The sequence below is a fragment of the Thioalkalivibrio versutus genome, from assembly GCF_001020955.1.
In the GTDB taxonomy this organism is placed as follows: Bacteria; Pseudomonadota; Gammaproteobacteria; order Ectothiorhodospirales; family Ectothiorhodospiraceae; genus Thioalkalivibrio; species Thioalkalivibrio versutus.
In genome coordinates this window covers 1,649,019-1,670,553 of sequence record NZ_CP011367.1, presented here as the reverse complement: position 1 = coordinate 1,670,553, position 21,535 = coordinate 1,649,019, and the positions used below count along the sequence as shown (strand labels likewise).

General features: G+C 65.5%; 9 protein-coding genes. 4 read left to right on the top strand and 5 right to left on the bottom strand.

Going from position 1 to position 21,535, the window contains the following annotated elements; all coding sequences use genetic code 11:
• The first annotated feature begins 16 nt into the window (after window positions 1-16).
• The gene (locus TVD_RS07710) at window positions 17-2,563 is read left to right on the top strand and encodes a chemotaxis protein CheB (RefSeq protein ID WP_047251262.1); all 2,547 of its coding nucleotides are present in this window, start codon (window positions 17-19) and stop codon (window positions 2,561-2,563) included.
• Between the two features lie 418 nt (window positions 2,564-2,981).
• On the opposite strand, the gene TVD_RS07705 is transcribed toward TVD_RS07710, so the two are convergent.
• The 4 genes from TVD_RS07705 to TVD_RS07690 all read right to left on the bottom strand — a co-directional run bounded on the left by TVD_RS07705 (window position 2,982) and on the right by TVD_RS07690 (window position 15,016).
• Window positions 2,982-3,296, bottom strand: a complete 315-nt coding sequence (locus TVD_RS07705; RefSeq protein ID WP_018169928.1) for a BON domain-containing protein — start codon at window positions 3,294-3,296, stop codon at window positions 2,982-2,984.
• A 112-nt stretch (window positions 3,297-3,408) separates the two neighbouring features.
• Window positions 3,409-3,567: a DUF3309 family protein gene (locus TVD_RS14200; protein ID WP_018145506.1), complete on the bottom strand. Its 159-nt coding sequence runs from the start codon at window positions 3,565-3,567 to the stop codon at window positions 3,409-3,411.
• Window positions 3,568-4,195: 628 nt separating this feature from the next.
• Window positions 4,196-5,965, bottom strand: a complete 1,770-nt coding sequence (locus tag TVD_RS07695) for a putative bifunctional diguanylate cyclase/phosphodiesterase (protein ID WP_047251261.1) — start codon at window positions 5,963-5,965, stop codon at window positions 4,196-4,198.
• 408 nt (window positions 5,966-6,373) lie between these two features.
• Window positions 6,374-15,016 (bottom strand): glycoside hydrolase family 94 protein, encoded by an 8,643-nt coding sequence (locus TVD_RS07690; protein ID WP_047251260.1) that lies wholly within the window; start codon window positions 15,014-15,016, stop codon window positions 6,374-6,376.
• Window positions 15,017-15,628: 612 nt separating this feature from the next.
• Here TVD_RS07690 and TVD_RS07685 point away from each other — a divergent pair.
• The gene (locus TVD_RS07685; protein WP_240472255.1) at window positions 15,629-15,931 is read left to right on the top strand and encodes a DinB/UmuC family translesion DNA polymerase; all 303 of its coding nucleotides are present in this window, start codon (window positions 15,629-15,631) and stop codon (window positions 15,929-15,931) included.
• 296 nt (window positions 15,932-16,227) lie between these two features.
• Here the strand turns inward: TVD_RS07685 and TVD_RS07680 are convergent, their stop codons facing one another.
• Window positions 16,228-18,429: a TRIC cation channel family protein gene (locus tag TVD_RS07680; RefSeq protein ID WP_420804902.1), complete on the bottom strand. Its 2,202-nt coding sequence runs from the start codon at window positions 18,427-18,429 to the stop codon at window positions 16,228-16,230.
• Between the two features lie 178 nt (window positions 18,430-18,607).
• Here TVD_RS07680 and TVD_RS07675 point away from each other — a divergent pair, with 178 nt between their 5' ends.
• Both TVD_RS07675 and TVD_RS07670 read left to right on the top strand, forming a co-directional pair.
• Entirely contained in the window at window positions 18,608-19,561 is a 954-nt protein-coding gene (locus TVD_RS07675; protein ID WP_018951882.1) for an ABC transporter substrate-binding protein, read from the top strand.
• Window positions 19,545-21,506 carry a SpoIIE family protein phosphatase gene (locus TVD_RS07670; protein ID WP_047251257.1) on the top strand — a complete coding sequence of 654 codons (1,962 nt, stop codon included), beginning with the start codon at window positions 19,545-19,547 and terminating at the stop codon, window positions 21,504-21,506. The genes TVD_RS07675 and TVD_RS07670 overlap by 17 nt, the downstream gene beginning before the upstream one ends.
• Window positions 21,507-21,535 lie beyond the last annotated feature (29 nt).

The window sequence follows — 21,535 nt, the reverse complement described above, 5'->3', positions numbered from 1 at the left end:
GCGGGAGGCGCTGAGTATGGGTAACCGTTCCCCTGTCGATGCTCCGGAGGCGGTACGCATTATAGGAATCGGGGCATCGGCCGGCGGTCTGGTCGCGCTGGAGGAGTTTCTGCACCGCATACCGCCGGATCGCGGCATCGCTTGTGTCGTGGTGCAGCATCTTGATCCCACCCAGAAGGGGCTGCTGCCCGAACTGCTGCAACGGGTTACGGCCATGCCGGTGCGTGCGGCCGAGCAGGGCATGCGCATCGAACCCGGTCACGTGTATGTGATTCCGCCGAACACGGAACTCACCGTGGTCGGCACGACGCTGCACCTGGGCGCACCCGCAGAGCCACGGGGCATGCGCTTGCCAGTCAATATCCTGTTTTCGTCGCTGGCCGGTGGGCAGGGCGAGCGCGCCATCGGTGTCGTGCTCTCCGGTATGGGCTCGGACGGAACGGCGGGCCTGGAGGCGATCAAGGCCGTGGGCGGCCTGACGGCGGTGCAAGACCCCGAATCAGCGCAGTTCGACTCGATGCCCCGAAGCGCGATCAATGCGGGGTGTGCCGATATCGTGGCGACGCCGAGCGAGCTGCCGGAACGGATCCTGGCCGTCGTGCGCGAGGCGAGCGCCGTTTCGGGCGAGGCGCTCCCCTCGGCCATCTCCACGCCTCTGGAACGGATCGTTGCCGCGTTGCAGCAGCGGATTCGCCATGACTTTTCGCTGTACAAGCCCAGCACGCTGCAGCGCCGGACGGAACGGCGCATGGCCATCCATGGCATCGCCTCGCTGGAGGAGTACGCAGCGTTCCTTGAACACAACGCGCAGGAAGCCGAACTGCTGTTCAAGGAACTGCTGATCGGCGTGACCAGTTTCTTCCGTGATCCCGCCGCCTGGGAGTATCTGGCGGATACGGTGCTGCCCGAGCTGCTGGAGCGACAGAAGGGGGCAGAGAAGCTTCGCGCCTGGGTGATTGGCTGTTCGACCGGCGAGGAGGCCTATTCGCTGGCCATGGTGTTCACCGAGGTCATGGAGCGATCGCAGCCGCCGCCTGCCGTCACGCTGCAGATCTTCGCGTCGGACTTGAGTCCGGACGGCATTGCGACCGCGCGCCGGGGCCGGTACCCACTCGCGATCGCGGACGATGTGTCGCCCGAACGACTGGCGCGTTTCTTTACCGCCCATGAACACCACTATCAGGTGATACCGGGCATTCGGGACATGGTGCTGTTTTCCCAGCATGACGTGATCCTCGACCCGCCATTCACCAAGCTCGACCTCATTGCCTGCCGCAACCTGCTGATCTATTTTGGGCCGGTATTGCAACGCAAGCTGCTGCCCCTGTTCCACTACAGCCTGCGCCCGGGTGGCGTACTGTTTCTGGGGACTTCCGAGACCGTCGGGCAATTCAACCATCTGTTCACGCCGATCGAGTCGCGGCTGCGGTTCTATCAGCGCCAGGATCACACCTACATGGGTGGTCGTGATTTCCTGCTGCATGCCTTCCCGCCGCTGTCCGGCCCGAGCAAGGAGCGTCCCGTGTCCCCATCCGAGGTTTCCTCCCAACCCACCGATGCGCTGCAGACGGAGGCCGATCAGGTCCTGCTGCAGGTATACGCGCCGGCCGCGGTCGTGCTCAATGCCGATGGGGATATCGTCTACGTCAGCGGCCATACCGGAAAGTACCTCGAGCCGGCCGCTGGCAAGGCCAACTGGAATATCTTCGCCATGGCGCGCGAAGGCCTGGGTGGGCCTCTGGCCGGCGCGTTGAAAAAGGCCGCGAAGGCCGACCGCCCCGTGCACTTGCATAGCCTGGAGGTGCCCACGCACGCCGGAGTGCAGCGCGTCGATGTCACCGTGCATGCCTTTCATGACGCATCCCCCTTGCGGGGCATGACCATGATCGTATTCCGCGATCTGGCCCCGAGCACGGCCGGGCGGGGCGGGCGCAGGAACAAGGGCAAGGGGGCAATGCCGGCCGCGCATGCCGCCGAGCTGCAGCAATACCGCGCCGAGATCGAGGCCTTGCGCGAGGAGGCGCGCACGGCCCGGGAAGAGTCGCAGGCTGCGACCGAGGAGCTGCAATCCGCCAACGAGGAACTGCAATCGTCCAACGAGGAGCTCAACAGCTCGAAGGAAGAGATGCAGTCCATGAACGAGGAACTGCAGACGATCAATGCCGAGCTGCAGGCCAAGCTGGACGATCTCGCACTCGCGCAGAGCGACATGCAGAACGTGCTCAACAGCATCGATATCGCCATCCTGTTCCTGGATCAGAATCTGGATGTCCGGCGTTATACCGATCAGGCGGCCCGAGTCTTCCGACTCCGGGAGAGCGATGTCGGCCGGCCGCTGAGCGATCTGACCACCAGCCTGGAATACCCGGAACTGCATGACGATGCCCGCGATACCCTGCGCACCCTGGCCGTCTCGGAGAAACAGATCACGACCGACGACGGGCGCTGGTTCACGGTCCGCATCATGCCCTATCGGCGGGTGGACAACGTGATCGACGGGGTGGTGATCACCATGGTCGATATCACCGAGACCAAGAGGCTGGAAGCCGGGTTGCGGGACTAGGGAGACGCGGATCTATCGCACGCCCGCGTTGGTTCCCCCTGTTTGCCGAGACAAGGCGCGTCGTGTAGCGGGTAGTGGTTCTACCCGCAAGGGGCGCAACGCAGGATCGGGGAACAGGGGGCGCGAACCCCACGAGCTATTGAGCGCAGGGGCTCGGCCGCCCGTTTTGACAAAAACGGGCGTGGGAACGGCGTTGCGGCTCCCTTGTGCAGAATGACTGCACGGCAGTCACCGCGCCTTGTTCGCACGCAAAAGCGACTTGAGCGCGAACGTGTACATTAATCAGTGTTTCCCTAGGGCAAACCGATGACGGCCCGCCCCAATGGGCGGGCCGTCATGGAGCATGGGCGAGTGGCGGCGCGCCACCGCGATCGCGGCCTCGGCAGGGTGGCCGAGCGTGCGTAGCGGGGTCCGACCGCTATTTGAGCTGCATGTCGTTTTCGACCGACCGTACGCCCTCGACGCCACGTGCGATCTCGACGGCCTTGTTGATGTCCTCCTGGGAACTGACGAAGCCGCTCAACTGCACGCGGCCCTCGTAGGTCTCGACGCTGACTTCGAAGCCGCTCAGGGATGGCTCGTTGAACAATGCCGCCTTCACCTTGGTGGTGATCACGCTGTCGTCGACGTACTCGCCGACAGTCTGTCTTTCATTCGATGCAGCGCAACCCGCGAGGAGCAGGGCCAGCAAAAGGGTCAGGAAGATCGGGGGTAAATATCGCAACTGTCTCATTTCTTGTTCTCCAGATGGGTATGGACCAAGTCACCGTGGACGGTGTCGGTCTGGTGCTGCCTTGGCTTCGGGGTGTCGGTGGCTGCATGTCCGTCGGCAGGAACGATGGGGACTAGATCCGGCCGGTGAGTAGCAGGATGAGAAGGATGATCAGCACCACGCCGATTACCCCGCCCGGGGCGTAGCCCCAGTTCCGGCTGTGCGGCCACGTCGGGATCACGCCGATCAACAGCAGGACAAGGACGATGAGCAGAATGGTTCCCAGTGTCATGGCGTTTCCCTCAGTGTTGTGGGCCGTTTTGTGGCCGGGTCTTCTTGACCAGCACCTGTGAGAAAGTCTGGCGTGTGCCCGATGGGCTGTCTGTACGATCCCGCACACATAGCGGGTCTTCCCGCAAGCGAGAAAGATCCGGCGTTACTGCGGGGCCGGCGGGCCGGCTTGAGTTCAACCGGCGCGTGGGGCCCCCAACTTGTCGACCAACGGCCGGGTACGCCGTCCCTGAGCCGGTTACCGATCAAAAGGGCAGGGCAAGGAAGGTGGCTTTGTTCGGCGGCGAACAGAGTCGTGCGCAGGGGCATGGCATTCTTGTCCGGTCGCGTTTGCCCAAGCCGGGTCCGCCCGGGTAACGGGTTGGCGGCTTTCTGCCTGGGGAAGCCAGAACGAGGCGGGCTGTCCGCGCTATGGAACGCGCATTCGGTCCGGAGAGAGGAGTGATCATGACCGCCAACGAGCTCGGAAACGCCCCCGGTGATGCGCTCGACCGTACGGGTAGCTGCGCAGACGGGGGCGATGGCCCGGTCTTCTCCAGGAGTGCCCTTGCCAGAATCTGGAGCGGGCAGGAACGGCTGCGGCAGAAAATGCGGAGCCGAACCTCGACGAGCGCTGCTCACCGCAACGGCTAAGGGCACGGCCCTGCCTTGCGCAGAAGGCGCTGAAAGTCGTCCAGTGGCAGTGGCGCACTGAACAGGAAACCCTGGAAGGTATCGCAGTCCTGGTCGGCGAGGAGGCGGCGCTGTGCCTCGGTTTCCACGCCTTCGGCAACGGTCGCGAGCCCAAGGCTCTTGGCCAGGGCGAGGATGGCCGTAACCAGGGTGGTGTCGGCACCCGGTTGGCCCATGCTGGCCACCAGCGAGGGGTCGATCTTGATTTCCTGCAGCCGCAGCCGGGTAAGGCGAGACAGGGACGACCAACCCCTTCCGAAGTCGTCCACCGATAAGCGAACGCCGATCTCCCTCAGTTGCCGCGACCGGGCCATAGTCGCTTCACTGCTGTCGAGGGTCGCGCCCTCGGTCAGCTCCAGGGTCAGCCTTTCCGGATTGGCGCCAGTGGACTCCAGTGCCTTGCGGACCTGATCGACGAAATCGTCCTGCCGGAACTCCAGCGCACTGATATTGACCGCCAGGGTAAGTTCGCGGGTGGTGGGATCCTGTGCCCAGGCCGCGAGCTGGGCACAGGCGATCTCCAGCACCCAGCGTCCGATGGGCAGGATCAGACCGGTCTGTGCGGCCATCCCGAGGAAGGCGCCAGGCGCCATCAATCCGTGTTTCGGATGTCGCCAGCGGAGCAGCGACTCGGCTCCCACCACGCGCCGTGTTCCATCGAACCGGGGTTGGTAGTGCAGTTCGAGTTGCCCCTTGCTGAGTGCCTGGCCCAGTGCGTCCTCCAGGATGCCCCGGGCATCGAGCACTGCCTGCATCGACGGGTCAAAGAAGATTACCCGGTTGCGCCCGGCCGATTTCGCCCGGTACAGGGCCAGATCGGCATGCTGAAGCAATTCTGCTTGGGTTTCGCCCGGACCGAACAGGCGCACGCCGATGCTGGTCGTGCAGTGGAACGCGAAGTCGCCGAAATCGACGGGCTCGGCAATGCTTTGACGCAGCTTTTCGCCAATGCTCTGGGCGAGCAGGGCGGCGCTGTCCCGCGTTGGGCCGAGACCGTCCAGGATGACCACGAATTCGTCTCCGCCCATGCGCGCCACGGTATCGCCTTCGCGCAGCCCGGCACGCAGGCGCTGACCCACCTCGGCGAGGAGTCGATCGCCGGCGTCGTGACCCCGGGTATCGTTGAGCACCTTGAAATCGTCGAGGTCGAGAAACACGATCGCGCCGTAGAGTCCCTTGCGCTCGGATGCCGCCAGCGTCTGGGCCAGGCGGTCCAGAAGCAGGCGTCGGTTGGGAAGGCCGGTCAGTGCATCGAAATAGGCGAGCCGGTGGATCTCGGCTGCGGCCTCGGCGCGCTCAGTGATGTCGAAAAACGCGATGCGCATGGTGTTCCCGGTGTGGGAGCGGTCCAGCGCGCCGCATTGCAGTTGGGCCGGGAACTGTGAGCCCTCCGCGTTCTGGAGTAGAAGTTCGTGCTCCTGGGGTGTGTCGAGGCGGCCGGCCCACACGGCCGCGGCGCGTTCCTGCCATCGCTCCCGGTCGCAGGAAGCGATGAACTGGTCAAAGGAATGTTCAAGCAACTGTAACTGGGTGAGGCCCAGGAGCCGGGTGGCGAGTTGATTGGCGTCGGTCAACCGGCCATCGCGCGCAACGATGACATAGGCCACCGGGGCGGATTCGAAGAGATCGACATAGCGGTTACGCGATTCCTCCAGTTCATGCTGGGCTTGACGCAGGGTCTCGTTCTGCATCTCCAGCTCGATCTGGTTAACCCGGAGTTCGTGCACGAGCGCCTGGGTCGATTCGGGGGGCTCCCGGGAAGCGACTCTTGCGAGTCGGGCCTCCGCCGCGCGCCGCAATGCGTTCTTGGTCTGGTACTCATCCCTCATCTGGTACTCAAGCCTCATGGTATCGTCCCTGTCGCATTCGATGCTCGGCACGCCTCGTGGCCGCCTGCGTGTACCCCCAGGTGTAAAGATTCATCACAAGCGATTCGACCGGACGCATGACGATGGCAGGGCGGCGCGGTGTCCGCGCGGGGTCGAATGCTCATGGCCAACCCTGGCACCGACCCTCCGGGGGGTCTGTGCGCTAGCGAACACGCGGCCGGTTCAATGGGTGTTGCCATCCCTCCGGGCCGATGGGCCGGGCCGTGTGGGCCCTGCGGCCACGGTCGCTGGTGGGTGGGGGCGTGATCACGCCTTTGTAGCAAGATGGAGTTCGACATGATGTTCCTGGTGGTCGTCCACCAATGGGATGCGTGAATCCGGGCACTCGACACCGTCCACCGTCATGCGCGTCGCCTGACCTTCAGGTTCCCCGGTCGGCTGGATGGTGATGTGGTAGACCGTCTCGCGGTAGCGGTAGTGGATGCGGTAGGTGTCCCAGTCCGCAGGGATGCGGGGCGCGATGCGCAGATGGTCGGCTTCCAGGTGCAGGCCCAGCAGGGTCTCGACCGTCAGCCGGTACATCCAGCCGGCCGCCCCGGTGTACCAGGTCCAGCCGCCGCGGCCGGTGTGCGGTGGGGCGCCGTAGATATCCGCGCACATCACGTAGGGCTCGACCCGGTAGCGTTCCATGGCCTCCGGGGTGCTGCCCTGGTGGATGGGATTGAGCATGGCGAAGAACTCCCAGGCGCGTTCCGTGTCGCCCATCCTGGCGAATGCCATCGTGGTCCAGATCGCGGCATGGGTGTACTGGCCGCCGTTCTCGCGCACACCGGGGATGTAGCCCTTGATGTACCCCGGTTCCAGGTCGGAGTGGTCGAAGGGCGGGTCGAGCAGCTGGATGATCCGCGCGTCGCGTCGCACCAGGCGCGTGTCCACCGCCGCCATGGCCTGGCGGGCGCGCAGCGGGTCGCCACCCCCGGAGAGGATCGCCCAGCTCTGGCTGATCGAATCGATCTGGCACTCCTCGTTGCTGGACGAACCCAGCGGAGTCCCATTGTCGAACCAGGCGCGTCGGTACCAGGCACCGTCCCAGGCTTCGGCTTCGATGTTGTCGCGAAGTGCTTCGGCCTGCGCGGTGCACAACTCGGCAAAGTCCGCGTCGCCGTGCTTGCGCGCGAGGTCGGCGAATTGCTCGAGATTCTCGAACAGGAACCACGCGAGCCATACGCTCTCGCCCTTGCCCTCGTTGCCGACCAGGTTCATGCCGTCGTTCCAGTCGCCGCAACCCATCAGCGGCAGGTGGTGCACGCCGAAACGCAGGCCGTGCCGGAGGGCGCGGACGCAGTGTTCATAGAGGCTGGCCGATTCCGACGAGGTCTGCGGCTGGTCGTAGTAGGCCTCCTCGTCCGCATGGAGTTCGCGGCCCTCCAGGAACGCGATGGACTCGTCGAGCACGCCGCTGTCCCCGGTGGCTGCCACGTAGCGACAGGCGGCATAGGGCAGCCACAGGTAGTCGTCGGAGAACCGGGTGCGCACGCCCTGGCCGTTGGGCGGGTGCCACCAGTGCTGCACGTCGCCCTGCGGGAACTGGCGTCCGGCACAGCGAAGCAGCTGTTCGCGGGCCAGCCAGGGCGTGGCATGGACGAGCGCCATGGTGTCCTGCAACTGATCCCGGAACCCGTAGGCACCGCCGGACTGGTAATAGCCGCTGCGGCCCCACAGCCGGCACGATATCGTCTGATACACCAGCCAGCCGTTGGCCAGCACGTTCAGGGCGGGGTCGGGCGTGTCCACATGCACCGCGCCCAGCGTGTGATTCCAGTATTCCCAGACCGCTTCGAGTGCGTGGCGCGCGCCGGCGCGTCCGCCGAATCGCTGGATGTACTGGCGCGCCTCGTCGGCGTTGGCGGCCGCACCGAAGACGAACACGATCTCTTGTTCCTCTCCTGCAGCCAGTTCGATCCGGGTCTGGAGCGCGGCGCACGGGTCGAGGCCGGGCCCGGTCTTGCCGGACAGCCGCTTACGGCGCATCGCCTCCGGGCTGGCCAGCGAGCGGTTGCGGCCAATGAATTCGTTGCGACTCCCGCTGATCCAGCGCTCGCGTCCGCCGACATGGGCAAACACCACCCGGTTGGCGCATTCGCGGCCGTAGGCATTGCGGGCCAGCAGCGCCCCGGTTTGCGCATCGACTTCGGTGACGATGTGCATCATGTTCGCGTGCCGCCACTCGCCGAGCACCAGTTCCCAATACCCGGTCAGCGACAGGCTGCGTGGCCGCTGCGATGTGTTGCTCAGTTTGACCCGTACGATCTTCACCGGAGCGTCCATGGCGACGTAGGTATGCAGCTCCGAGGCGATCTCCGATTCGGTGTGCTCGAACACGCTGTAGCCAAACCCGTGCCGGCATACGTAGCCGGATTGGCCGCGGGCTGGCAGCGGCGTGGGTGACCAGAACATCCCGGTCTCCTCGTCGCGGATGTAGAAGGCCTCGCCGCTGGCGTCGGAGAGCGGATCGTTGTGCCAGGTGGTGAGGCGGAACTCGTGCGCGTTCTCGACCCAGGTGTAGGCACTGCCGCTCTCGCTGACGACCGTGCCAATGTGGGGGCTGGCGATGACGTTGACCCACGGCGCCGGGGTCGTCTGGCCGGGCTCCAGGGTGACCACGTATTCATGCCCGTCGGGGGTGAAGCCGCCCAGCCCGTTGCTGAATACCCGCTCGCGTGACGCCAGCGGATGAACCGCTTCGGGGGTGGCAGGCTTGGCGGGTTCCAGCAGATCGGAGGCACGCGTTGCGGTCACTCGCCGGTCCACCGATCGGCCCGGCTTCGAGCGGCGCCGATCCACCGATCGTCCCTTGTTCGAGACCCGCCGATCCAGCGACTTGGCCGACAGCCTCCGGTCCATCTCTTCGCTCAGGTTCTTGGCCGTGTCGCTGAAGACGATCCGCGCCACCGTCTGCAGCAGGACCCGTTCGTCCTCGGTCAGTTCTTCGGCACGCCGTACGAAGACGCCGCCGGGGTGGTCGACGACCTGCGCCTCGGGTCCGGCGTGGATCAGCCCCATGATTTGATCCTGGAGCAGGGCGCGGTAGCCGGAGAAGTCCTCGTTCACGATCACCAGGTCCGCGGCCAGGCCCTTCAGACGCCAGTAGGTGTGGGCCTGCAGGATCTGTCTGACCAGGCCGATGCGATCCAGGTTGCGGATGTGCAACAGGACAATGGGCAGGTCCCCCGAGATGCCGAAGCGCCACAGCCCGGACTGGCCCAGCCGGTTGCGCGCGATGGTGGCGGGCTCGGTGCGGCGCAGGGCGTTGCCGTAGACGACGGAACTGGCCAGGCGACCGAAGAGCTGGGCATCGACTTCGGTGGCATTGATGTGGCGCAGCACCTCCTGGCTCTGGAACCAGGCCATCTCGAATGCCCGCTCGACAAAGTAGCGGTCGCAATACTTTTCCAGCAGGGCCAGTGCGGTCTCGCGGGTGTCCACGGCCCCGGAGATGATCTGCACGCTGGCCGACTCGTCGGGCGCCAGGGTCAGGGTGCGGCGGATCGCGACCACGGGGTCGAGCACCGGCCCATCCGTATTGGAAAGGGTCGCTTCGCTGTCCGGCTTGTCGAGCACCAGCGGGTTGGCGGCGCTGCGCCCGCGGCCGATGAAGCGGGCACGGTCGGTCTCGTAGGAGGGTTCGTCGGTTGTCGCACCCGGGGCTGCCATCAGGTGGAACATCCAGGGCACTTGTTCGCCCGGCGTGCGTGGGCGCCGCGTGCAGAGGATCGCCTGGCGCTCCGGCAGGATCTCGGTCTGCACGAACAGATTGCTGAACGAGCGGTGAGCGAGGTCGGCGTTCAACGGCGCCAGGACCACCTCCGCGTAGCTGGTCACCTCGATGTGGCGGGTACTGGACGACTGGTTGGTCAGGGTGACGCGGCGGATCTCGACATCGTCCTCGGGCGATACACAGATCTCGGTGTGGGCCTCGATCGCGTGGTCGCGGCGGCGGTATTCCGCCCGCCCCTGGACGAAGATTGCCTCGTAGTGGTCGGCGGGGCGCAGGGTGGGCTGGTGGGCTGTCGACCAGTAGGTGCCGCTGTCGCGGTCGCGCAGGTAGATAAACGTGCCCCAGCCATCGGTGGTGGCATCCTCGCGCCAGCGGGTGACGGCGAGGTCGCGCCAGCGGCTGGCGCTGCCGCCGGCATGTGTCGCCACGACGTGGTAACGACCGTTCGACAGCAGATGAACCTCGGGCATCGGCGTGTCCGGGTCGGTGAACATGCGCATGATCGAACCGGTGTCCGCGCCGGAGGGGCGAGCGGCGGCACTGACCTCCGCGGCGTGCGGGTGCACGGTGGCGCCCTTCTTCGGCACCCGTTCCTGGAGCAGCAATTCGGTCGCCCGCACCAGCGGATCGGACATGAAACGGCGCTGCATTGGCTGATCGAGCAGGACATGGGCAAAGGCGAGCAGGCTCATGCCCTGGTGATGCGCCATGAAGGAGCGCACAACGGCATGCGGATTGCCGTGCGGCACCCGGGTCGCCGTATAGTCGATCGCCTCGTAGAACCCGTAGGCGCCGAGGAATCCCTGATCCGCCAGGTTCTGGAGGTTACGGCAGGCGTCCTGCGGTGCCACGGTCAGGGCCAGGGCGCTGGCGTAGGGTGCGATCACCAGGTCATCGCCCAGCCCCCGCTTGAGCCCGAGGCCGGGAACGCCGAAGGCGCGGTACTGGTACACCTGATGGAGATCCGTGGCGCTGTAACAGGACTCGGATATACCCCAGGGCACTGCCCGTTGACGGCCGTATTCGATCTGGCGTGCCACGGCCGCCTTGCCGGTCTGGTCCAGCAGGGTATTGGCGTAGCTCGGCATGATGAGCTGCGGCATCAGGTACTCGAACATGGAGCCGCTCCACGAGATCAGGCTGATGTCGCCACCATGGCGAGTCAGCAGGCGGCCGAGCGTGAACCAGTGTTTCTGCGGCACCTGTCCCTGCGCGATGAGCAGGAAACTGGCCAGGCGGGCTTCCGATGCCAGCAGGTCGTAGCACGATGGGTCACGCCGCCGTTCGGTCACGTCATAGCCGATGGCCAGCAGGTCGCGCGGCGCGTCGTAGAGAAACTCGAAATCCATGGTCGCCAGTGCGCTGCAACGCCCGATCAGGTCATCGATGCGGTCGATCTGCGCCCGGGCCCCGCCATCTCCAGTATCCGCCCGGGCCAGTTCCGCCAGCGTCGGGAGGCCGTTGTCCGGCCACGTGGCGGGAACCAGCGTTGCGAACTCTTCCTGAAGGGCTTGGGCCTGGCGCTGGAATGCCTGCGTCCAGGCCTCCAGTTCAGGGTCGATTTCGGTACCTGGCGGTGGCTCCTCGAGGAGCATGCCTCCGAGGCGGTGAAGCTCGCCGAGCGCACGGGTGGCGGCCTCCAGGGTCTGCGGGGGGCCGTTCAGTATCAGAGTGCGCAGGGTCTCCTGCAGCCGGCCGACGGTTTTCGTCAACTCGGGCGCAGAAGCAGGGGGCAAGTGTTCGGCGAGCACCTCCAGGGTGTCCTGTAGGCCCTGCCACGCGTTCGCAGTCAGAATCGGTTGGTGTTTCAGTTCCTCCAGGCCGGCTTGCAGGGTCAGCAGGCTGCCGGCCAGGTTACCGCTGTCCACCGACGATACGTATTGCGGCTGGAGGGGTTGCAGCGTGCGGGTGTCGTACCAGTTGTAGAAATGCCCGCGATAGCGCTCCAGCTGCTCCATCGAGCCCAGGGTATTGCCGATGCGTTCCAGGCATTCCCCGGTCGTGAGATAGCCGAAATCGACCGCCGCCAGATCGGCCAGTAGCGCCATGCCCATGTTGGTCGGCGAGGTCCGCGTGGCGATGGCCGGGGCGGGGGATTCCTGAAAATTGTCGGGTGGGAGCCAGTGATCTTCGGGGCCGACGAAGTCCAGGAAGTAGCGCCAGGTACGTCGGGCCACGGCCCGCAGGAAGGCCCGCTGATCGGCGCTCAGGTCCGGAGTGGAAACGATTAGCGGCCGGCTGATCCACCAGCCGATCACCGGCGCGATCAGCCACAGCAGCAGGATCGGGGCGGCAGCAAGCCAGACCGCCGCCGGGCTGCCGGTCAGGGCCAGTAGCACGCCCAGCACGACGGCAAGGCCGGGTGCGCTCGCCATCTCCCGGAAAAAACCGGCCGGCGTCTGGCGGGCGTTGCGGCGCGCGTACGAAGGCAGGTACCACAGCAGCAGACCGCTGCGCGTGTACAACATGCGGATGCCCGAGTGCAGGATCGCACCCACGCTGATCCGCGCGTCGTAGGGCAGGAAGGCCAGGGTCAGCAGGGCGAGCAGCAGCGGCCGGCCGGTCGACCGTCCGGTCAGGTTCAAGTGTGGCGCCCAGTCGCGTCCGGTGGGCTTGTCGATCAGCTCGATGATGCTGGACAGCAGGGTGGGCAGGAGCACCACGGCCACGACCAGCAGGGTCCACAGCCACGCCGGTCCCAGCAGCCAGCCCCCTGCAAGCAGGAGCACCAGCGCGGGCGCGACCAGGCTGCGCCGCAGGTTGTCGAACAGTTTCCAGCGCGACAGGGCCGAGAGCGGGTTCGGCTGGCGCGGTCCCATGGATCCGTCCGGGCCGGGCGGCCCCGGTACCCGCGGGCGCAGCCAGCCTGCCAGTTGCCAGTCGCCCCGTATCCAGCGGTGGCGCCGACTGGCCTCGGTGGCAACGCTGGCCGGGTGTTCCTCGATCAGTTCGATATCGGTCACCAGGGCCGACCGCGCATACCCGCTTTCGAGCAGGTCGTGACTGAGGATCAGGTTTTCCGGAAAGCGTCCGTCGACGGCCTGGCGGAACGCATCCACGTCGTAGATGCCCTTGCCAATAAACGAGCCTTCGCAGAAGACGTCCTGGTAGACGTCCGACACTTCACGGGTATACGGGTCGAGGCCGGACTCACCGGCAAACAACCGGCTGAAGTGCGACTGCTCGGCGCTGGTCAGGCTGATCGTCGCGCGCGGCTGGAGGATCGCATAGCCTTCCACCACGCGGCCCTTGTCGGGGTCGTAGACCGGGCGGTTGAGCGGATGCGCCAGATTGCCGATCAGGGCGCGGGCGGCGTCGCGCGGTAGCTGGGTATCGGTATCCAGGGTGATGACGTACTGGATCGACGCGAGCACGGACGGATCGCCAACAAGGTCGGAGAAGGCGGTCAGGGCTTCGCCTCGCAGCCGCGCATTGAACTGCTCCAGCTTGCCGCGCTTGCGCTCATGGCCCATCCAACTCTGCTCGAACGGATTCCACACCCGGGGCCGGTGGAACAGGTAAAAGATGCAGGGGCGGTCGTCGCTGTAGGTCTGGTTGAGTTGTTCGACTGCACTGCGCGCATGGGCGAGCAGGGCCTCATCCCCGGGCATGGTTTGTTCGGGCGCGTCGCGGAAGTCCGTCAGCAGGGCGAAAAACAGGTTGGGATCGCGATTCCCGAGATAGCGGATCTCCATGGCTTCGAGCAGATCATCGACATCCTGCGGACTGCCCAGCAGGGTGGGTACGACCACCATGGTGCGGTGGCGGTCGGGAATCCCGTGGGAAAAATCCATGCGGGGCAAGGCCCGTGGTGGCAGAACGCGCGTGTACAGCAGGTTCACCAGGGCGATCGCCAGCGCCGAGGCGGCGATCAGGAGCGGCAGCGCAAGCAGCCAGTTCCACCCGGAACCGGCGCCGAAGAAGCCTCCAGGGGATGCCGCAACCCCTGCGATGACGAGCGTGAGCAACCCAATGGGCCCGAGATAGAGGGGCAGGCTGTGTTCCCGGAACACCTTGCGGATGCGGGATCTCCACGAGGGCCGATAGCCCACTGCATGCTCCAGGTCCGGACGTCCCCGGTCGACCAGGTAGTAGCCCACATGCACACCGCGGTCGCGGTGGTTCCGGTGTGTGGCTGCCGCTTGCGCCAGACCGATGGCTTCGTGCGCGACGCTCGGTTCGCTGCGGCCGCTGTGGCGCGCCACTTCCTCGATGACGTGGCGGTACCGGTCGCGGGTCGCGAAGTCCTGGTCGGCGTAGCTGCCCATCGGATCCTCGCTCAGAATCCGCTCCACCACGCTGAGTGACTCGACATACTGCTTCCAGTCCATCGAGGAGATGAACCGCAGGCTACCGATGCAGTTGGCGATGGAAATCTGGTTGGCTGCCGCCGTGCGTCCATACGCCTCGGACAGTCCGCTCGTGGTGACCCCCTGTTCCTGCAACCGTTGCTCGACCCAGGTCTGCACGAAGGCCATGGCCGGCCCCTGCGCCTGGAGCCGGCCGTAGAACTCCTCCACGAACGGCGCCGTCAGCGGCACATCGGCACTGGCAAACTCGGCCAGCAACTGGATCAGCTGCGCGGGTTCGCGTTCGGCGGCCGCGAGCATACGGTCCGCCCAGGTGATGGCCGCGTCACGCTCCACGCGGCGCTGGGCGATGCGTACCCCGACGCGGCGCAGGTTCTCCAGCAAGGCCAGCTGGAGCATGATCGGGAATGCCCACAGCTCACCCAGTTTCAGGGGCTCGACGGTTTGATAGGCGGCGACCATTTCGGTCGCGTTGTCGCGATCGACCCGCCCATCCATGTGCGAGATCAGGCCCAGCGCCAGGTCGTAGATGCGCGGGAAGCCCGCCGAGGGGCCATCGGCCAGGTGCGGCAACTGCCGGCTGTAGCCGTCCGGCAGATGGCGGCGTGCCATCGCGATCTGCTGCTCGATCAGGTAGAAGTTGTCGAGCAGCCACGCCTCGTCCGGCACGATTCGCTGGCCCGGTACTTCGGTACGGGTGGCGGTGACGACGTCGTAGGCCGCGATCAGGACCCGTTCATTGTCCGCCAGGCGCGGCAGCAGCCGGTCCGGTCCGGGGCGCGGATCGATACGATGCTGCTCGGCCAGCGTGACCGCATGCCGTTTGAGCTGCTCGACGCTCAGAAGCTCCGAACGCAGCAACTCGGTGTCGCGGTCGTGGCGAAGCGCCTCGCGCGTACGCGAGGAAGATCCGAACGCCTTGATGTCGATGACCTTCTCCTTGTCCGGACGCAGGTGGGTCAGGGCCGGGCTGGCCTACCCCGTCGTAGGCAACGATTTCAGTCTTGCACCTTGGGTCAGTGCCGTATGTTCGCCAGCGCACGGTGGGGTTCACGCAGATGTGATGCAGCGACAAGGGGGAGGCCTCAGGACTAGTCAGAGAAACACGGTCCGGATAAGCGCCAAACGGACTCCCAGTGCCGGCGCGCTTCAATTGCCAGATCGGGGTTGTTCGAGGGTGTTTGCGCGAGGGTGGGGGCCTAGCGTCAGAGGTCTGCTGGATGGTTTGTACGACGGGGGCCTGCCGTGACTGGTAAGAGGGGTCACCAACGCCCTGGAGCCCGGAACGAGAAAGGGCACCCGGATGGGGTGCCCTTTCTCTGGAGTGTGGAGTGCCCGGAAGGATAGCGGCGACGCTGCGCGCCTTGCCCTTCCGGGTGTCGGCCTGGGGCCGACACGTTCCTCGCTGCGCTCGGGACCGAACCGGGTTGTTGAACGGAGGTTCGAATCGTTTGTGCCAGCGCAAACGAAAACGTGATTAGCAACGAGAGTCTGCCAGGCCCAAGGATCGTGCCGCATCTGTGGACCAAGGGTTACCTGGGGCGGACGGTTGGTATCAAGATCCGGTATGACGATTTCCGTACGGCCACGCGCGATCTGACGCTTGAGGCCTGGACGGCCGATCCCGAGCAGATCCTGGCGGCCACCCGCGACTGCCTGCGCCGTACTCCGCTGGATCGCCCCATGCGCTTGCTGAGGGTGCGGATCGGCAAGCGGGCCCTGGACACGCGGCAGGGGGCGATGGAGGAGTGGCAGCAGGCCGTCCTTCCGTTCTAGGGAGACGCTGATTTAATCGCGCGTTCGCGTTGGTGCCCCCTGTTTCCCGAGCCAAGGCGCGTCGCGCAGCGGGTAGTGGTTCTACCCGCAAGTGGCGCAACGCAGGATCGGGGAACAGGGGGCACCAACGCGACAAGTGATTGAAAGAGCGGGCTCGGCCGCCCGTTATTGATCAAAAACGGGCGCGCGTACGGCGTTGCGGTTCCCTTGTGCAGAATGACTGCACGGCAGTCACCGCGCCTTGTTCGCACGCAAAAGCGACTCGAGCGCGAACGCGCGATTAAATCAGCGTCTCCCTAGTGGGCCCCGGTCTGCATCATCATCTGCCGTTGGCGGCGGTCGCTGACGGCGGCCACGCCGCCTGGTGACAGACGCTGGTCCACGTAGTCGGCGAGCATCCACATCATCCGTTCGACCCGGTGGGTGCGTTGTAGCACCTGGTCCAGGGCGCCGCCGGGCGCTGGATCGGCCTGGAGATACCGGGCTCGGAGGTCGTCGAAACGTGCCCGTTGGTTGCGCGAGAGTTCCTGCAACCATTCGAAGTCTTCCCGTTCGCCGCTTTCCACCGCCATGCTGACGGTGTCCAGCAGGCTGCGCAGGCCCTCGGATACTCGGGTCTCCAGTTCGCCGGCCTCTTCCGCATCCGGTAGAGCGTCGGCGATCGGCATACGCAGGTGGTCATAGAGTTGCTGCTCCAGCGCGCGCAGTGTCTCGAACCGGGCGCGGAGGTTTTGATAGCGCATGACCGTGGACTCGAACAGCGGTTCTCCGGCCAGAGCGGTGAACTCTGTCTGCCAGGGCTCCAGGGCATAGCCGAAGTCCTTGTGCAGGGATTCCAGGCGTCTCGGGTCGACACCGCGGGCACGGCCGGTCTCGCTTTCTTCCAGGTAGGTCGACAGGCGCTGCCACAGGGCAGGTTCCGCCGCTTCCAGGGCATCCAGACGACGTTCCGGCAGGGTATGCGGGTCGCCCATCTGTAATGGGTTTACCCAGCCGGACCACAACACCAGAAGCCGCGCCACGAACAGGCTCACGATGACGCCGTTGGTGACCATCAGGATGTAGAACATCGAGAGTTCCACGGGCGGCCAGAGGAGCAGGAGCGAGTAAGCAATGCCGCCGACGATCGCGATCTCGGCGAAGGAGTCGCGCTTGAGCATGTCGATGTTGAAGTCCGAGCGAACCACGTCGCGCATGATCACGCCGAAGGATGCCGTGACCACGGCCATCACCGGGCCCCAGAGCCATAGCGGGCTGGCGTGGGCTTCTACGGCCACGCCCACGCCGATCACGGTGAACGCGGCCACCGCCCAGGCATCCAGGCCGTGCTGCACATTGCCGACCATGCGCCCGCCGAGGCCCGCGCGCTGACGCGCCAACAGTCGCTGTGCGGGGGCGAGATGCACGAGCCAGTGGTCATGCAGCTTGTAGAGCGCGAAGCCGCCCAGCACCACCGCCAGTGGCAGTAACAGGAATTCGGGCGTTTCGAAGATGTATATCGGATCGCGTCCCAGCAGCAGGTCACGAAGCACACCGCCGCCGATGGCTGGAAGCGTGGCCAGTATCAGGGCGCCGAACAGGTTGTAGCGCTCGCGGCGCGCCAGCATCACGCCGGAGGCGGAGAAGGCGAGGATGCCCATCAGTGTCAGTACGTTGAACCAGCCTTCGCTGGTGGTCATGGCCAGAAACGCGGGTAGCAGGTGTTCTACTTCGAGGTTGGCGATCCGGCGGCTGTCCCCCAGAGCCTGCAGCTCGGCATCGAAGGCCTCGACGAATTCGCGTGGAACGGTCGCGCGGCTGAACATGACCCGTACGCCTACCGAGCCGAGATCGAGGCGGGCGCGGCGGACCTCGTTGGTCTGTCCGCTTTGTGCCAGGAACAGGTCGAGGATCACCGGGTCGGCGATAAACCCGTCGATACGGCCCTCCACCAGGGCGGCTACGTTCGCCGCATCGCTGTCAGTCTCCAGGATTTGGGCTGCATCGCCTGGGTCCCGCACGAGGCGCGCGACCTCGGGATCGGCGAAGGCGTAACCCCGTGTGATGCCCAGGCGAAACGCGCCGGCTTCCACCGCCTCCAGGAACTCGTCGCGGTTGGTCAGGCGGATGTCGCCGTCATCGCGCAGGTAGAGTGCGTTGCGTTCCTCGCGATAGGGCCGCGAGTAGTGGACGTAACTCAGGCGCGCGGGTTCATAGTACGTCCCGACGACCAGATCGAGAGTGCCTTGCTTCAGCCCCGCCAGTTGGTCGGACCAAGGCATGGAGCGAAAGCGTACGGTGTGGTCCGTGGCCTCGGCCGCCTCGCGGGCGACACGCAGATCCAGCCCCGTCGCGGCTCCGGATACGCCATCCGGATCGGCATATTGGTAAGGCGGCCGCTCAAACCAGCCGGAACGCAGCGTCTCCGGTGGGCCCTCCGTTGCGACCGGAAGCGGCGCGGCGAGGGGGGCGATCGGGTCGGCAGCGGCCACGGGAACCGTTACCAGTCCGGCCCCCATCAACAATAAAACTACGAACAGATCCTGCAGCCGTCCCCGGATGCGCGAGGCCGTCCTGACCGGTATGCTGTCCGTCGTTTTCATCCATCCTCCCGGTGGTCTTCAGCCGATGCCGAGTTCGTCCATGCGACTTCCATCACCGGGTCTTCCCTGGAACCCAACCCGGTGGGTCGGCCGGTTGCTGGCCCTGAGTCTGGTCCTGGCGGCGGGTTCGGCATTCGCGGAACCCTTGCGTGTACAGCCGCACTGGGTCCCGCAGTCGCAGTTTGCCGGTTTTTATGTCGCCGCCGACCAGGGCTGGTACCGCGATGCCGGCCTGGACGTGGACATCCTTCCGCACGGCCCGGATTATCCGGCATCCGAGGCGCTGGCTCGTGGCGAGGCCGATATCGCCTTGTTGTATCTGGTGCAGGCGCTGGAGCTTCGCGACGCCGGTGTGGAGGTCGTCAACGTAGCACAACTGCTGCACGACTCGTCGCTGGTGATCGTGTCCTTTGCTGATCGCGACATCCTCGCGCCCGAGGATCTCGATGGGCGCCGTGTGGCCCGCTGGCAGAGCTTTCGCATGCAACCCGAAGCGCTGTTTCGCGCCTACGGCGTGGAGCCGGAGATTATCGATCAGGGATCGGGTGTAACGGCCCTTCGCTCGGGTGCGGTCGATGCGGCCATGGCCACTCGGTTCAACGAGATGGTGGAGCTCTATCTTTCGGGATTCGAGCCGGAGGAGCTTTCCACGATCGGGCTGGAGGAACACGGCACTGGCCTGGCCGAGGACGGGATTTACGTTCTCGAATCCACGCTCGAGGAGCGCCCCGAAGCCGTGAAGGCCTTCGTGGCTGCATCGCTACGCGGTTGGCAGCACGCCTTCGAGCATCCGGAGCACGCGGTGGATGCGGTTATGGAGCGGGTCCAGCAGCACGGTGAGCCCACGAACCGCGCCCACCAGAGCTTAATGCTCAAGGTGCTTCGCTCGCTTTACTTCGACTCGGACGGCCGCCTGCCGGCCCCGGTACTCGACCCCAATGACTATCTAATGGCCCACAACCTGATGAATAACCTGGTCAGCCTCGAGCGTGAACCTGTCGACTACGACACCTTCCACCGCCCGGTGATTGATGCACGCCCCGAGTAAGAGCCTGGCGGTACGTCTGGCGCTGGTCACCGTGGTGACGGTGGCGACCATCTTCTTCACGACGTCGGGGCTGCTGTACTACATGGTCCGCGACATCATGCTGGACCATGCGGAGCACCAGGCCCGCGAGCTGTCCCGCGCCACGGCCGGGCGCATCGAGGCCTCACTCAACGAAGTCGCGGGCTCGGGGCGGACCCTGGCCGCCTCGTTGACTCAGGGCGGGCATGACCCCGAGGCCATGCGGCCTCTATTGGAGTCGATTACGACCAATACGGCGGCCGCCCAGGGTGCCGCCATCACCTGGGAACCTGAAGCGGCAATCCCCGGACAGCGATACCACGGGCCCTTCGTTTACGAGGGACCCGATGGGGAACTGGAGTACATAAACCTCGGCGGGGACGACTTCGACTATTTCACCCGCGACTGGTATCAGATCCCCGCGCTCACCGGCGAAGCATTCTGGGCGGATCCGTTTGCATCGGCGGCCGATCCCGATCGCCTGATCACCACCTTCTCCACGCCCTTTTCGATGGCCAATGGCGTGGCGGACGGCACGGAGGAACTCGGTGGGATCGTGACCCTCGACGTCGAGTTGCGACGTCTGACCGAGACCGTCGATGCGGTTGAGGTGCTGGACAGTGGCTTCGGCTTTTTATTGAGCGGGCAGACGCGCTTTATCTCCTGGCCGAACAGCGACTGGATTATGCGCGAGAGCCTGTTCAGTCTGGCCCAGACGCTGGATGAACCGGAACTGCGCGAACTCGGGCGCATGCTGCAGCGTCAGGAGGAGGGGTTCAGCCGGTTGCCGAAGGCGCTGCTAGACGAACCTGCGCGGCTCTACCACGTCCGCCTCCCGGATCCTGACTGGGTGGTGGGGGTGGTCATCCCGGAGCGGGAACTGTTCGGCGATGTGCTGCGGGTGATGCACCTGGTGCTGATCATCGGAAGTGTCGGGTTCCTGATTCTTCTGGGGGCCATTATCGCGATCTCCCGGGGTATCACGCGCCCCCTGAAGGGGCTGGTTACCAGTGCCGGCGAGATCGCCCGGGGCAATCTCGATCAGCCTATGCCCCCCATTCGCTCTCAGGACGAGATCGGTGAATTGGCTCGATCCTTCAATGATATGCGCCTGTCCCTGAAGGACTACATCAACGACCTGACCGCAACCACAGCGGCCAAGGAGCGGATCGAGTCCGAACTGAAGATCGCCCGCAACATTCAGATGAGCTTTCTGCCGCGGCGGCTGGAGCTCTCTCGGATGCAGGCGGATGTCGATCTGCATGCGGATCTGCTCCCGGCACGCCAGGTTGGGGGCGATCTCTATGACTTCTTTACGATGCAGGGCGACCGCCGCTTGTTCTTTGCCGTAGGTGACGTCTCCGATAAGGGCGTCCCGGCCGCACTGTTCATGGCCGTCACCAAGACCCTGGTCAAGGGCATTGCGGAACAGGAGCCCGATCCCGGGCGCATCCTCGAACGGGTCAACAACGAGCTGTGCCTGAACAACGACAGCGGGATGTTCGTGACCTATCTGTGCGGGATTCTCGACCTGGACAGCGGGGAGCTGGTGATGGCGAATGCGGGCCACAACCCGCCGTTGATCCGGCGGGTGGATGGCACCGCAGAGTGGTTAAAGCTGGCACCTGGACTGGTGCTTGGGGCGATGGAAGATATGCCGTACGCGACGCAGCATCTGCATCTGGCGCCGGGCGAAGAGCTGCTGCTGTACACCGACGGCGTGACCGAGGCGGCGAATCCAGCCCAGGACCTGTTCGGCGAGGACCGCCTGATCCGCCTGTACGGCGAGCTCAAGGGCCGAGCGGTTGGGGAGCAGACTGCGGCCGTCATGAAGGCGGTAGAGGAGTTTGCCGGCGAGGCCGATCAGGCGGATGACGTCACCGTGCTGGCACTGCACTTTGTCGGGCCGGCGGGCGGACGCACCTGAGGCCCGGACACTGTAATCAGTACCGGGCT